The 13,737-nt window shown below is 70.1% G+C and carries 10 protein-coding genes; 4 read left to right on the top strand and 6 right to left on the bottom strand.

What is annotated here, in order from left to right; translation table 11 throughout:
- Window position 1 precedes the first annotated feature (1 nt).
- Entirely contained in the window at window positions 2-1,069 is a 1,068-nt protein-coding gene (locus V8Z80_RS11055) for a helix-turn-helix domain-containing protein (RefSeq protein WP_336062048.1), read from the bottom strand.
- Between the two features lie 187 nt (window positions 1,070-1,256).
- Here V8Z80_RS11055 and V8Z80_RS11050 point away from each other — a divergent pair, with 187 nt between their 5' ends.
- Complete coding sequence (locus V8Z80_RS11050; protein WP_336062047.1) at window positions 1,257-3,365, top strand: hypothetical protein; 2,109 nt, start codon at window positions 1,257-1,259, stop codon at window positions 3,363-3,365.
- Window positions 3,366-3,414: 49 nt separating this feature from the next.
- On the opposite strand, the gene V8Z80_RS11045 is transcribed toward V8Z80_RS11050, so the two are convergent.
- Complete coding sequence (locus V8Z80_RS11045) at window positions 3,415-5,043, bottom strand: gamma-glutamyltransferase family protein (protein WP_336062046.1); 1,629 nt, start codon at window positions 5,041-5,043, stop codon at window positions 3,415-3,417.
- A gap of 252 nt (window positions 5,044-5,295) precedes the next feature.
- On the opposite strand from V8Z80_RS11045, the gene V8Z80_RS11040 reads away from it, so the two are divergent.
- Complete coding sequence (locus tag V8Z80_RS11040; protein WP_155197159.1) at window positions 5,296-5,775, top strand: carboxymuconolactone decarboxylase family protein; 480 nt, start codon at window positions 5,296-5,298, stop codon at window positions 5,773-5,775.
- 79 nt (window positions 5,776-5,854) lie between these two features.
- On the opposite strand, the gene pdxR is transcribed toward V8Z80_RS11040, so the two are convergent.
- Complete coding sequence (gene pdxR, locus V8Z80_RS11035; protein WP_442951966.1) at window positions 5,855-7,294, bottom strand: MocR-like pyridoxine biosynthesis transcription factor PdxR; 1,440 nt, start codon at window positions 7,292-7,294, stop codon at window positions 5,855-5,857.
- A 379-nt stretch (window positions 7,295-7,673) separates the two neighbouring features.
- On the opposite strand from pdxR, the gene V8Z80_RS11030 reads away from it, so the two are divergent.
- Together V8Z80_RS11030 and V8Z80_RS11025 are read left to right on the top strand one after the other, a co-directional pair.
- Window positions 7,674-8,582, top strand: coding sequence for a hypothetical protein (locus tag V8Z80_RS11030; RefSeq protein WP_155197102.1), 909 nt, complete (start codon window positions 7,674-7,676; stop codon window positions 8,580-8,582).
- Complete coding sequence (locus V8Z80_RS11025; protein ID WP_336062044.1) at window positions 8,572-9,147, top strand: N-acetyltransferase; 576 nt, start codon at window positions 8,572-8,574, stop codon at window positions 9,145-9,147. The genes V8Z80_RS11030 and V8Z80_RS11025 overlap by 11 nt, the downstream gene beginning before the upstream one ends.
- Here V8Z80_RS11025 and prpF read toward each other — a convergent pair.
- From prpF to V8Z80_RS11010, 3 genes are read right to left on the bottom strand one after another with little or no spacing between them, the layout of a single operon-like run.
- Window positions 9,138-10,316: a 2-methylaconitate cis-trans isomerase PrpF gene (gene prpF, locus V8Z80_RS11020; protein ID WP_155197104.1), complete on the bottom strand. Its 1,179-nt coding sequence runs from the start codon at window positions 10,314-10,316 to the stop codon at window positions 9,138-9,140. The two genes, V8Z80_RS11025 and prpF, sit on opposite strands and share 10 nt — an antisense overlap.
- Before the next feature lie 40 nt (window positions 10,317-10,356).
- The gene (gene acnD, locus V8Z80_RS11015) at window positions 10,357-12,978 is read right to left on the bottom strand and encodes a Fe/S-dependent 2-methylisocitrate dehydratase AcnD (RefSeq protein WP_336062043.1); all 2,622 of its coding nucleotides are present in this window, start codon (window positions 12,976-12,978) and stop codon (window positions 10,357-10,359) included.
- Window positions 12,975-13,685: a GntR family transcriptional regulator gene (locus V8Z80_RS11010; protein WP_155197106.1), complete on the bottom strand. Its 711-nt coding sequence runs from the start codon at window positions 13,683-13,685 to the stop codon at window positions 12,975-12,977. Before V8Z80_RS11010 ends, acnD begins: the two co-directional genes overlap by 4 nt.
- Window positions 13,686-13,737: the final 52 nt, after the last annotated feature.

The raw sequence follows: 13,737 nt of genomic DNA, 5'->3' as shown, positions 1-13,737 counted from the left end.
ACTACGCGCCTGGCATCGGGCGCGCGTGCGCACCGGCCAGATAGCGGGCATAGGGACGAGGGTCCGCGAGCGGGCGCACCCGCATGCGGCCAGCCTGCGCCGATGCGCGCAAGGCGCTCGGCGACAGGCCGTACTCGCGCCGGAAAGCGCGGCCGAAATCCGAAAGGCTGCTAAAGCCGCAGCCATAGGCCACTTGCGCGATGGAAGCGTTGGGCTGTTGCACGAGCTCGGTCCGGGCGGCGGCAAGACGGCGGCGCCGTATCAACGTGGCCGGCCCTTCTTTGCAGGGCTCGAAGGCCGCGTAGAGCTGGCGCCGCGACAGGCCGAACCGCTCGCGCAGGGTTTCGGGCGTGATGTCGGGATCGTCCCAGTGGCTGTCGACAAAGGCCAGCAACTGTCCCAGCAGCCCGTGATGCGCGGCGCCCGGGGCCGGGCCGCTGCTTGCGGGGCTGCCGGCATAGCACTCGGAGAGCAGCGGCAGCAAGGCGACCAGCGCCCTATGCGCTTCGGCTGCCGTAAGCCGCGGCAGCTCGCGCAGGTACTGGCCCATCCACGCCGTGGCAAGCGCGGCCATGCCCTGGCCGCCACGCAATACGCGGGCATGGATCTGCGCGCCGACCAGCAACGGGGCCATCAGGGCCCTGGGAACGAACAGCGCCAAGGCCTCGTAGGCGGGCCGCTCCATCTCGATGGGCTCATCGAAATCGATCGCCAGGATGTCGCCGCGGCGAACGATCGTATCCTGCCCGTATGCGCGCACCATGCCCGGCTTGCCGGACAGGATGAACTGAAAGACATAATCGCGGTGCCCGTCGCGCGAGATGCGCGCCAGCGACCGCTTCAGCCGCATGGCTTCGCTGCGGCAGAGCGACAGCGTGATCTCGCCCACCGCATGCAGCTCCAGGCGCCCTTGGTAAGGCCGCACGGGCATGCGGCGCGCCGGCAGGACATCGATCATGTCGTCCATCCATTCCTGCCATTGCGAAAACCGCAAATCCGGGCGCACTTCGTCCAGGTTCAGGACACGGTGCCGGACGGCAGGGCAGCTGGGAGCAACGATGAGCGGCATGATGGGCAGAACGCGATAGCTGGCGAATCTTAGCAGGCCGCCCTGTTCCTGGCCGGCTTTGTGGACGCAGAACGACGGACCGGCTCGTTCCGGAACACGATGTGGAAAGCGCGAAACGCTTTGTGGATGTCCCGTATCGGAGGGCACCTACACTCCGGCTGCTCCCTCTTCCCACGGCAGATCCATCATGGTCTCTTCTCTTGCTTTCTCCCCGCGCTTCGGTGCGCGGCAGTTCCGGCGCGCACGCGCATTCCTGGCGCTTGCCTGCATTTCAGGCGCACTGACAGCGTGCGGCAGCAGCGACGGCGACGCGGGCGAAGACGCGTTCTTCCAGCGCGTGGGCGCCACGCTCGACAATATCATGGTCGAAGCGCCGGTCTCGCAGCGCGCGGCCGGGCAGGTCTACCTGGACGCGCCCGTGGCAGGCGCCACGGTGGAACTGCGCTTGCCCAGCGGGGACCTGCTCGCGCAGGCGCGCTCGGACGACAGCGGCTTTTTCGTCCTCCCGCTGCCTGGCGCATTGCCGCGGGATTTCTTCGTGGTGGCGACCGGCGGCATGGCGTCCGGCCAGCCCGTCGAAGGCCCGCTGCTGATGGTGCAGGACGATTTCGACCGCCTGGACGGGGTCCTGCACGTCACCGTGCTGACGACGCTGGCGGCCCATGTCCTGGATGCCGGGCTGCGGCAGCGCCCCGGCTACACGCCCGCCGACGCGGCGGCGGACGTCCGCCGCTACCTGGGGCTGCTGGACAGCCACGACTTGCGGGACAACGACGTCCGGGAGTTCGACGTCGAAGCGTTCTTGCGGGCTCAGGGCGGCGTCCCGCTCGACATCGCCCTGCCTCGCCTGGCCGAGGATATCCTCGCCGACCCGTCGCTGACCCAGCCTTATCGCGGCATCCTGCTTGGCGCCTCGTTCGAGGAAGAAATGGCGATCAGCATCGGCGCCAGCCTGGCGCGCCGCGGCTTGAACTACCTGGCCCGGTTCGACCATCCGGTGACCGAACGGATCAGCGGCTGGGGCCTTGCCGCGCTGAACTGGGCCAAGCCGGACTATGCGGGCCGCCTGGACCAGATCGACGGAAAGCTCAGGGAGATATCCGGGGACCTGACCATCATCCAGAACCAGGTGCGTGCGCTGGACCGCAAGATGGAGACCGGTTTCCAGCAGGTGCAGCAGGCCATCCAGGCGCTGAGCGACCAGCAATACGTGCAAGGCCTGTACAACAGCTACGCGAATATGCAAACCGCAACGTCCCAGTCGCGCGCGACGGTCACGTCCCTGCATCGGCGCTACATGATGCTCCTGGCCGCTGGCGGCTCGCCGGAGCTTCCCGCCCTGCTTGCCGACCTGTCGACCGACATCATCAGGCAAGCGTCCGAGGCCATCGTGCACCTGCGGCTCATACAGGAGGGTTCCGGCACCCCCCTGGACTCGGCGGCGGCGGTCTGGTATCGGCTGCAAGCCATTACCAACCCCGACTATCCGCTGACCGTGAACAGCGACTTCTTCGACGTCGTGAACCAGCAGCAGGACCAGGTGGCCGGCCTGCAACTGTTAGCGCTCAACCTGCTGCTGGAGGCGTACAACTACGAAGCGACCAAGCATAGCGAAGCCGCAACCATGGAGGAGCTGCGCACAGACGCCTCGCCCCTGGCCCGCGCGGTCTTCGCGAACCACTCCGAGGATATCGAAGCCACCCAGAAGCTCGTGGCCTACCCCCGGATCGATCCGGGCCTGCTGGCAAACCTGTACACCGGCCGGCTGCACGTACGCTATGGGGCGGCGATGAGGCTGGAAAACGGCTGCGCGCGGCTGCACCTGTCGTGGCGCGAGCTAGGCACGGAAAACGCCCGGGATTTTCACTCGCCCGGCAACGACTGCGATTTCAACTTCTTGCACGCCACCCCCGCCTTCAATGCCATGAAGCCGTTCGGGTTCGACGACTGGGCCATATCGGAAATGCCGACATTCCGCTGGCAGCGTGGCAATACCAATCTGGCCGTGGCGCAGGACCTGGGCTACGACTTTTCCGCCATCCTGAGCTACGGACCCATGGCGACTTCGGGCCACGTCATCGGCGTGCACGGCGATCTGGCCGCCACCCGCTTTGGCTTGACGACGGTGGGCATCTTCAGCTATTTCAATCCGCCGCTTAGCACCCTGCAACAGCTGCAGCAGGCCCATAGCTCGCCGTACCAAACGGTATTCTTTTCCCGTCCGATCGATCCCGATCCGCTGGCGCTACGGTGCAGCGGCCCGGATGGCTGGACGATACGCTGCCGCTTCGATTGACCGCAACCGGCGCCGGGGCGCCGGTTGCGGCGAGCCCCGCCGCCCCGTTTCAGAACCCCACCGCGGCCCCGTCCCTGCGCGCATCGCTGGCCGCCACGTAGCCGCGTTCGTTGTCCTGCTCGTGCAGGCGCCAGATGAACTGGCCGGCGCCGAAGTCCATGTAGGGATCGTCGATGGACTGCAGGACGTGGCCCCGCTGGGCCAGCGCCTGCACCAGCCGGGGATCCATGCTGGCCTCGACATCCAGCGTGAAGTCGCGGTTGACCTTCCAGCGCGGCGCGCAGCACGCGGCCTGGGGCTGCTGGCGGTAGTCCAGCATGCGGATGAGCGTTTGCAGGTGGCCTTGCGGCTGCATGTCGCCGCCCATGACGCCAAAGCTCATCACCGGCTTGCCCTCGCGGGTCAGAAAGCCAGGGATGATGGTATGGAAAGGCCGCTTGCCCGGCTCGACCACGTTGGCCGACTTGGGATCGAGCGAAAAGCCCATGCCGCGGTTCTGCAGGCTGATGCCGGTGCCCGGCACCACGACGCCCGAGCCAAAGCCCATGTAGTTGGACTGGATGAAGGAGATCATCATCCCGCTTTCGTCGGCGGCGGTCAGGTAGATGGTGCCCCCGGCGTGGGGCCGGCCCGCGGCCGGGCGGGCCGCGCGGTCCAGGTCGATGAGCCGGGCGCGCTCGTCCAGGTAGGCGTCGTCCAGCATCTGCTCGGGCGTGACCTCCATGGCACGCGGATCGGCGACATAGCGGTAGACGTCGGCGAAGGCCAGCTTCATCGCCTCGATCTGGATATGCTGCGAGATCGGGCTGTCCACCTCGTGGGCGGCCAGGTCGAAACGCTCGCAGATGCCCAGGGCGATGAGCGCGGCGATGCCCTGGCCGTTGGGCGGGATCTCGTGCAGCGCGTAGCCGCGATACGAGCGCGACAGGGGCTGCACCCATTCGGGCGCGTAGCGGCGCAGGTCGTCCAGCTGCAGGGCGCCGCCGCATTCCTTGCTGAAGGCCGCCATGCGCTCGGCCAGCTCGCCTTCGTAGAAGTCGCGCCCGCAGGTTTCGGCGATGCGGCGCAGCGAGCGGGCCGCCTCGGGCAAGCGGAAATGCTCGCCCGTGGCCGGCGCGCGCCCCTGGGGCAGGAAGGCCTGGGCAAAACCGGGCTGCTCGCGCAGTTCGTCCTGCGCGGCCGCCCATTTGTGGGCGGTGATGGGCGGCACGCCGTAGCCGCGTTCGGCCAGCTCGATGGCCGGCTCGAACAGCTGCTCGAAGGGCAGCTTGCCGAAACGCTCGGACAGGCTGGCCCAGCCGGCCACCGCGCCCGGCACGGTGACGGTGTCCCAGCCGCGCTGGGGCCGCGCGGCCAGGCCGTCGGGGCCGGTGCCGTACTTGCGGGCGAAGTAGTCCACGCTCCAGGCGGCCGGGGCCGTGCCCGAGGCGTTGAGCCCATGCAGGCCCTTGCCGTCCCACAGGATGGCGAAACAATCGCTGCCCAGCCCGTTGGAGACCGGCTCGACGATGGTCATGGCCGCCGCGCAGGCGATGGCCGCATCGACCGCATTGCCTCCCTTGAGCAGCATGCGCACGCCGGCCTGCGAGGCCAGCGGATTGGAAGTCGAGACGACGTTGCGGGCAAACAGCGGGATGCGGACGGACGGATAGGGGTTGGACCAGTTGAATGCGTGCACGATGGGCCTATCGGGTGGCGGACGGAAAGGCCCAAGGGTACGGCGCAAGACCTGACAGATCAACCGGCATCGCATGCCCCCGGGCGCGCCGGCGGGAGGCGGCCGGCCGGCGGGGCCGGCGACATGGCCCAGTCGCAAACACCTTTCTTGGCCCTGGGCCGGCGGTCAAGGCAAGGCCAGAATGCGGGCTGGGACATCGATCCGGCGCTGCCGGACATGCCCGCCGCCTTTCGATCTGGAGCAAGACCCGCCATGAGCCCCCGCCTGGACTACTTCAAGGCCTCGCCCGAGGCCGCCAAGCAATACATCGCCTTTAACCAGCTGCTGCACAAAAAGCCCTGGCTGGCCGAGATCGGCCACCTGGTCACCCTGCGCGCCTCGCAACTGAACGGCTGCGCCTTTTGCGTGGACATGCACGTGAAAGAAGCCAAGCTGCGCGGCGAGCGCGAACTGCGCCTGCACCACGTGGCCGTCTGGCGCGAATCGCCGCTGTTCTCGCCGCGCGAGCGCGCCGCCCTGGAATGGACCGAGGCGCTGACCCGCCTGTCCCCGCAAGGCGTGCCCGACGAGGTATTCGCCGGCGTGCGCGAGCAATTGTCGGAGGAAGACCTGGCCGACCTGTCCTTCCTGGTCGTCGCCATCAACGGCTGGAACCGCCTGAGCGTGGCCTTTCTGCCCGTGCCGGGCTCGGCCGACAAGCTGTACGGGCTGGACAAGGCGCCCCTGGGCTAGCGCCCTGCCCCGCGGCCTTGCCCGCGCGCGGCGCGTCTTCGCCCCGGGGCGGGCAGCCCCGGCAGCGCGGGCCGCCCGGCTACAGCCATTGCGCGAGCAGCCGCCCCAGCCGCTCGGCCGGCGCCGGATCGGCGCAATGCGTGAAGCTGAGCATCAGGCCCGGGTCGCGCCGCCCGGATGCCCACCAGGGCGACAAGGGCTGCACCGCCATGCCATGCTCGAGCAGCCGCGCCGCCAATGCCTGGTCGTCGCTGCCCTCGGGCAGGCGCAGCACCAGGTGCATGCCGCCGGGCTGGGGCTCGACCTGCAGCCGCCCGTCCAGGCCCTGCTCGAGCGCGGCCGCCGTGGCGGCGCGGCGCGCGGCGTAAAGCCGGCGCATGCGCTGGATATGCCGGGTGAAGTGTCCTTCGGCCATGAAATCGGCCAGTATGGCCTGGGTCATGGCCGGCGCGCCGGATGCGCACAGCAAGCGGCCGACCCGTTCGAAAGCCGCCACCTGCGCCTCGGGCACGACCAGGTAGCCCAGCCGTATGCCCGGAAACAGCACCTTGCTGAACGAACCGGCATACAGCACGCGGCCCTGGCGGTCCAGGCTGGCCAGCGCCGGCAGCGGCCGGCTGGCATAGCGGTACTCGCCGTCATAATCGTCCTCGACGATCCAGGCCTGGCTGGCCTGGGCCCAGTCCAGCAGCGCCTGGCGGCGCGGCAGCGAGAGCGTCATGGCCAGCGGGCTCTGGTGGGCGGGCGTGACGGCGGCCAGCCGGGCATCGGCGGCCAGCGCGATGCCCCGGGCCACGTCCAGGCCCTCGCCGTCCACCGGCACCGCCACGGTCGCCACGCCCAGATGCCGCAGCAGCTGCCGCGTGGGCGGATAGCCCGGATCCTCCACCCAGGCGCGCTGGCCTGCGCGCAGCACGGCATGGACCACCCATTGCAGGCTGGCGCGCCAGCCCGGCGTCAGGAACACCTGCTGCGCGGCGCACTCGATGCCGCGGGCCACGCGCAGGTACGAGGCGATGGCGCTGCGCAGGGACGGCAAGCCATAGGGCGGCGGATAGTCCAGGTCGGCGGCCTGCAGGCCTCGCAGATGGCGCGCGCCCAGCCGCGCCCATATCTTGCGCGGAAAGGCATCGACGGCCGGCACGCCCATCTGGAAAGCCATCAACTGGGCCGGCCGGCGCAGCACATCGTGCGGATCGGGCGCCGGCGGCCCGGCGGGCGGCTCGGGCGCCGAAGGCGCACGCGCCGCCTGGGCACGCAAGCCGGGATGGACCACGGTGCCGGCCGGCCCGCGCGCCAGCAGAAAGCCTTCGGTGGACAGCAAGGCATACGCCAGCTCGATGGTGCCGCGCGCCACGCCCAGCTCCTTGGACAGCGCGCGCACGGAAGGCACCCGGTCGCCCGGCCGGAGCACGCCGGCGGCGATGGCCCCGCGCACCCGGTCGTAGACCTGCCGGTAGATCGGCCCGGCCTGCCGGTGGCCCGGGGACACTGCAGGATCCGCGATGGAAGGTGTCATGGCCGGCTCGCAATGGCGTTTCAGGGATCGGACGGGGCGCTACGCGCAGGAGGCAATCATACCGGCGGCGCAGGCGCCCATGCCGGCCGGTGTACAAGCCGACGGGCAAGGGCTAGAATCCCCGGCCATGAACCCTTGCCAGACCTGCCTGCGCGCATCCCCGCGCGCCCTGCCCGCCTCCCGGCGGGCCGTCTGGCCTGGCGCCGGCCCGGCCGCGGCTCTCGCCGCACATGACTGAGCCCGGCGACCGCCCCGATACTTTTCTGCGCAATTCCTAGGTCGTCGGGCACACCTGCCGCGCGACCGGGCGGCCTTCGCGTCAACGCAAAGGCCGCCTGCCACGCCTGGGAGCGCCAGCCCCGGGCGGCAAGGAACACGCATGGACATCACCAAGGCATTCATCAAGGCCAAGCAGCCTTGCGCGGACGGCTTTCGCTGGTATGTGCGCAACGCCCGCCAGGACAGCAGCTACCAGGAGCTGCTGGACGCGCTGGTGGCGGCCGGGCGCGTGCAGGACGCCTGCTGGCTGCTGGATCAGTTCGGCCCCACTGACGCCGTGCTCGAGCTCGATACGCTCGATTGCGGCGATCTCGTCTTTGCCGGCACGCTGCGGGTGCGCCACGGCATAGACGTGGACGGCACGCTGCGCACGGGCCGCGGCATCCAGGCCGGCGCCGGCATCCGGGCGGGGACGGCGCTGGCCGCCGGCGGCGACGTGGCCTGCGAGGCCGCGCTGGCCTGCGACGGGCCGGTCAGCGTTCGCGGCCTGCTGCGGGCCGGCTGGAACATCCAGGTCCGCGACACGCTGGAGTGCGAGGAACTGAAGGCCGGCTGGGACCTGGACTGCACCGGCCCGGTACGCGTGCGCGGGCAGGCCCGGGTCGGCCAGCACCTGCACGCGGGCGCAGGCATGCACTGCGACAAGGGCCTGCGCGCCGGCGGCGACATCCTGTGCGAGGCGGACCTGAGCACGCGGCACGGCGTGGAATGCGGCGCGCTGCTGCGCTGCGCCGGCCACGTGACGGCGGGCTGGGGCATCCGCGCCCGCGCCGGGCTGCACGCCGCCGGAGCCATCCGGGCCGGCGAAAGCCTGTGGACCGAAGGCCGGATCGTGGCCGGGGAAGGCTACGGCATTTTTGCCGGGCTGAACGTACCGGCGCACGCCTGGGAAAGCAGCGCCCGGGTGCAGGCGCGCAGCCGCCCGGCGGGCCTGCGCAGCGGATGGTGGGCCGGGCCGGCGGGCGGTCCGGCTTGCGAGCCTTGCGAGCTGGCCTGCCATGCGGATTGACTACGATGCCGGCACGCAGCGGGTGCAGGCCGAGCTGGACGCGCTGCAAGCCCGGCTGCAGGCGCGCACGCCGCGCTTGCGCGCGCGCGGGCTGCCCCTGGCGGGCCTGACCCATTTGCGCGTGCACCAGCGCAGCGCCGACGGCGAGCACTACTTCTATATCGAGGACGTACGCGCGCGCCTGCTGGCCGGCTACGTGGTGTTCAACCGGCTGGTGGATATCGACCGCGCGCTCGATCCCTACGTGCGCTCGCCGCACGCGCGCTTTCGGCCGGCCTACCAGCGCCAGGGCGTGGCCACCTGGCTATACCGCCAGATGCTCGATGCGGGCGTGAGCCTGCTCAGCGGCGCGCGCCAATCGGCCGCGGCCCACGCATTGTGGCGCGCCTTGGGGCGGCGCTACCCCATGGGCTTCGTGCGCCTGCAAGGGCGCGAATTGACCGCCCTGGGCCCGGCCATCAGCCTGGATGTATTCGACGACCTGCACACCCGGCTGCTGCTGTGCGGCGCCGGCTGGGACATCGCGCAGCTGCTGCGCCAGGCGCGGCGGCGGCGTCAGGCCTGAGGCACGTGCACCCAGCCGTCCATCAGGATGCGGGCGCTGCGGCTCATGATGGCCTTGGTGACCGTCCATTCGCCATCGACCTGCCGGGCCACCGCGCCCACGCGCAAGGTGCCCGAGGGATGGCCGAAGCGCACGCTTTCGCGCGCGCCGCCGCCGGCCGCCAGGTTGACCAGCGTGCCGGGCACCGAGGCGGCCGTGGCGATGGCCACCGATGCCGTGCCCATCATGGCGTGGTGCAGCTTGCCCATGGACAGGGCCCGCACCAGCACGTCCACGTCCTGCGCGGCGATGCGCTTGCCGCTGGAGGCGGTGTAGTCGCTGGGCGGGGCCACGAAGGCGATCTTGGGCGTGTGCTGGCGGGTGGCGGCCTCCTCGAGCGTGCGGATCAGCCCCATGCGCAGCGCGCCGTGGGCACGCAGGGTTTCGAAACGCGCCAGCGCCTGCGCGTCGCCGTTGATGTCGTCCTGCAACTCGGTGCCGGTGTAGCCCAGCGCCCGCGCCTGCAGGAAGATGGTGGGGATGCCGGAATTGATGAAGGTGGCCTGGAAGCTGCCCACGCCCGGCACCTGCAGCTCGTCCACCACGTTGCCGGTGGGAAACATCGAGCCGCCCTCGCCTTCCTCGGCCGGGTTCATGAATTCCAGCACGACCTCGGCGGCCGGGAAGGTCACCCCGTCCAGCTCGAAGTCGCCGGTCTCCTGCACCTGGCCGCCGCGCATGGGCACGTGGGCCACGATGGTCTTGCCGATGTTGGCCTGCCAGATGCGCACCACGGCGATGCCGTCGGCGGGCACGCGCGCCGCCTCGACCAGGCCGTTGCGGATGGCGTAGGGCCCCACGGCCGCGGACAGGTTGCCGCAGTTGCCGCTCCAGTCGATGAAGGGCTGGTCGATGGAGACCTGGCCGAAGAGATAATCGACGTCGTGGCCGGGCCGGCTGCTCTTGTCCAGGATGACCGTCTTGCTGGTGCTGGAGGTGGCCCCGCCCATGCCGTCGATCTGCTTGCCGTAGGGGTCGGGGCTGCCGATCACGCGAAGCAGCAGCGCATCGCGCGCCGGCCCGGGCGAGCGGGCGGCCTCGGGCAGGTCGGCGAGCTTGAAGAACACGCCTTTGCTGGTGCCCCCGCGCATGTAGGTGGCGGGAACGCGAATCTGGGGAGCGTGAGCCATGGTTCTGTCCTGGAATCCTTCGGAAATGGAAGATCGCCCCTTATGCCTGGGCCGCACGGGCGCTGCCGCCGGCCGCCTCGGCCTCCAGGAAGTCCTGCGCGAAACGCTGCAGCACGCCGCCAGCCTCGTAGATGGATACCTCCTCGGCCGTGTCCAGCCGGCAGGTGACCGGCACCTCGATCGTCTCGCCGCTGCGGCGATGCACGCGCAGCACCAGGTCGGCGCGCGGCGTGCGCTGGCCCACCACGTCGTAGGTTTCCTCGCCGGTCAGGCCCAGCGTCTTGCGATCGGTGCCCGGCTTGAATTCCAGCGGCAGCACGCCCATGCCGATCAGGTTGGTGCGGTGGATGCGCTCGAAGCCCTCGGCCACGATGGCCTGGACGCCGGCCAGCCGCACGCCCTTGGCGGCCCAGTCGCGCGAGGAGCCCTGGCCGTAGTCCGCGCCGGCCACGATGATCAGCGGCTGCTTGCGCTGCATGTAGGTCTCGATGGCCTCCCACATGCGCATTACCTTGCCTTCGGGCTCCACGCGCGCCAGCGAACCCTGGCGCACGCTGCCGTCCTCGTTGCGCACCATCTCGTTGTAGAGCTTGGGGTTGGCAAAGGTGGCGCGCTGGGCCGTCAGGTGATCGCCCCGGTGCGTGGCGTAGCTGTTGAAGTCTTCCTCGGGCAGGCCCATGCGGGCCAGGTATTCGCCGGCCGCGCTGTCGGGCAGGATGGCGTTGGACGGCGACAGGTGGTCGGTGGTGATGTTGTCGCCCAGCACCGCCAGCGCGCGCATGCCGCGCAGCGTGCGCTCGCCGGCCAGCGCGCCTTCCCAATAGGGCGGGCGGCGGATGTAGGTGCTTTGCGGGCGCCACGGATACAAGGGGCTGACCGCGTCCTCGCTGCGGGCGCGGATGCCGAACATGGGCTCGTAGACCTTGCGGAAATGCTCGGGCTTGACCGCCGACTTGACCACGGCGTCGATCTCCTGCTCGCTGGGCCAGATGTCGGCCAGGCGGATCGGCCTGCCCTGCGCATCGGTGCCCAGCGCGTCGCGCTCGATGTCGAAGCGGATGGTCCCCGCGATGGCATAGGCCACCACCAGCGGCGGCGAGGCCAGGAAGGCCTGCTTGGCATAGGGATGGATGCGGCCGTCGAAGTTGCGGTTGCCCGAAAGCACCGCCGTGGCATAGAGGTCGCGGTCGATGATCTCTTGCTGGATGCGCGGATCGAGCGCGCCGGACATGCCGTTGCAGGTGGTACAGGCGAAGGCCACCACGCCAAAGCCCAGCTGCTCCAGTTCGCGCGTCAGGCCGGCCTCGTCCAGGTACAGCGCCACCGCCTTGGAGCCGGGCGCCAGCGAGCTCTTGACCCAGGGCTTGCGCGCCAGGCCGGCGCGGTTGGCGTTGCGCGCCAGCAGGCCCGCGGCGATCACGTTGCGGGGATTGCTGGTATTGGTGCAGCTGGTGATGGCCGCGATGATCACCGCGCCGTCGGGCATCAGCCCTTCCTGCTGCGCCACCGGGCCGGCGATGCCGCGCGCGGCCAGCTCCGAGACCGGCAGGCGGCGGTGCGGGTTGGACGGACCGGCCAGCGTGCGCACCACGGTGGACAGGTCAAAGCGCAGCACGCGCTCGTATTGCGCCGTGCGCAGGCTGTCGGCCCACAAGCCGGCGGCCTTGGCGTAGGTCTCGACCAGCCGCACCTGCTCGTCCTCGCGTCCGGTCAGGCGCAGGTACTCCAGCGTCTGCGCGTCGATGAAGAACATCGCCGCGGTCGCGCCGTACTCGGGCGCCATGTTCGAGATGGTGGCGCGATCGCCCAGCGTCAGGCTGGCCGCGCCCTCGCCGTAGAACTCCAGATAGGCCCCCACCACCTTTTCCTTGCGCAGGAACTCGGTCAAGGTCAGCACGATGTCGGTGGCGGTGATGCCCGGCCCGGGCTTGCCGCCGAGCTCCACGCCCACGATGTCCGGCAGGCGCATCCACGAGGCCCGGCCGAGCATGACGTTCTCGGCCTCCAGGCCGCCCACGCCGATGGCGATCACGCCCAGCGCGTCCACGTGCGGCGTGTGGCTGTCGGTGCCCACCAGCGTGTCGGGATAGGCCACGCCGTCCTGCACCTGCACCACCGGCGACATGCGCTCCAGGTTGATCTGGTGCATGATGCCGTTGCCCGGCGGCACCACGTCGATGTTGCGAAAGGCCTTGCGCGTCCAGTCGATGAAGTGGAAGCGGTCCTCGTTGCGGCGGTCTTCCACCGCGCGGTTCTTGGCGAAGGCCTGCGGGTCGTCGCCCGCATGCTCGACCGCCAGCGAATGATCGACGATCAGCTGCACCGGCACCACGGGATTGACCTTGGCCGGATCGCCGCCTTTCTCGGCGATGGCGTCGCGCAGGCCCGCCAGGTCCACCAGCGCCGTCTGCCCCAGGATGTCGTGGCACACCACGCGCGCCGGATACCAGGGAAAGTCCAGGTCGCGGCGGCGCTCGGCCAGCTGGCGCAGCGCCTCGGGCAGCAGCGCCGGCTCGCAGCGGCGCACCAGGTTCTCGGCCAGCACCCGCGAGGTATAGGGCAGCGTGTCGTAGGCGCCGGGCGCGATGGCCTCGACGGCGGCGCGGGCATCGAAATAGGCCAGGTCGGTGCCCGGCAGGGGCTTGCGGTATTGGAGGTTCATGCTTCGGTGCGCTGCAGGTTGCCCTGCGCGATCTGACGTTCGATGTTAAGGCGGGAAGCGCGGATGTGGCGGCGCATGAGCAGTTCGGCCAGTTCGCCGTCGCCCTCGGCGATGGCGTCCAGGATGCGGTGGTGCTCGGCGAAGGACTGGCGCGGCCGGTTCGGCGTGGCCGAATACTGGATGCGGTACATGCGCGCCAGCTGGTAAAGCTCGTCGCACAGCAGGCGGATCAGCATGCCGTTGCCGCTGCCCTGCACGATGCGGTAGTGAAAGTCGTAGTCGCCTTCCTGCTGGTAATAGCCGATGCCGGCCTGGAAGGCTTCGTCGCGCTCGTGGGCATCGAGCACCCGCCGCAGCTCGTCCACCGCCTGCGGGCCCATGCGTTCGGCCGCCAGGCGGCAGGCCATGCCTTCGAGCGACTCGCGGATCTGGTAGAGCTCGGCCAGCTCCTGCTGGCTGAGCGAGACCACGCGCGCGCCCACGTGCGGCACGCGCACCAGCAGCTTCTGGCCTTCCAGCCGGTGGATGGCCTCGCGCAGCGGCCCGCGGCTGATGCCGTAGACGCGGGCCAGCTCGGGTTCGGAGATCTTGCTGCCGGGCGGGATCTCGCCCTTGACGATGGCCGACTGGATCTGCCGGAACACCTGTTCCGACAGCGTTTCGGTCTCGCCCGCGGCAAGGGTGGGCAGGGAGAGCACCTTGCTCATGTGTCGACAATATCAAAACGATATGGCGGCAAGCATAACAAACTCGCCGCCA

It is taken from the genome of Orrella sp. JC864, assembly GCF_037026685.1.
GTDB lineage: Bacteria > Pseudomonadota > Gammaproteobacteria > Burkholderiales > Burkholderiaceae_B > Orrella.
The sequence above is the reverse complement of the archived record's forward strand: the minus strand, read 5'-3'. Positions and strand labels throughout refer to the sequence as shown.

Excerpts from the sequence above, each read along its gene's own strand:
- pdxR (WP_442951966.1), bottom strand. The coding sequence starts at position 7,294 with ATGACACCTTCCATCGCGGATCCTGCAGTGTCCCCGGGCCACCGGCAG.
- V8Z80_RS11055 (WP_336062048.1), bottom strand. The coding sequence starts at position 1,069 with ATGCCGCTCATCGTTGCTCCCAGCTGCCCTGCCGTCCGGCACCGTGTC.
- V8Z80_RS11050 (WP_336062047.1), top strand. The coding sequence starts at position 1,257 with ATGGTCTCTTCTCTTGCTTTCTCCCCGCGCTTCGGTGCGCGGCAGTTC.
- acnD (WP_336062043.1), bottom strand. The coding sequence starts at position 12,978 with ATGAACCTCCAATACCGCAAGCCCCTGCCGGGCACCGACCTGGCCTAT.
- V8Z80_RS11010 (WP_155197106.1), bottom strand. The coding sequence starts at position 13,685 with ATGAGCAAGGTGCTCTCCCTGCCCACCCTTGCCGCGGGCGAGACCGAA.
- prpF (WP_155197104.1), bottom strand. The coding sequence starts at position 10,316 with ATGGCTCACGCTCCCCAGATTCGCGTTCCCGCCACCTACATGCGCGGG.
- V8Z80_RS11030 (WP_155197102.1), top strand. The coding sequence starts at position 7,674 with ATGGACATCACCAAGGCATTCATCAAGGCCAAGCAGCCTTGCGCGGAC.
- V8Z80_RS11040 (WP_155197159.1), top strand. The coding sequence starts at position 5,296 with ATGAGCCCCCGCCTGGACTACTTCAAGGCCTCGCCCGAGGCCGCCAAG.
- V8Z80_RS11025 (WP_336062044.1), top strand. The coding sequence starts at position 8,572 with ATGCGGATTGACTACGATGCCGGCACGCAGCGGGTGCAGGCCGAGCTG.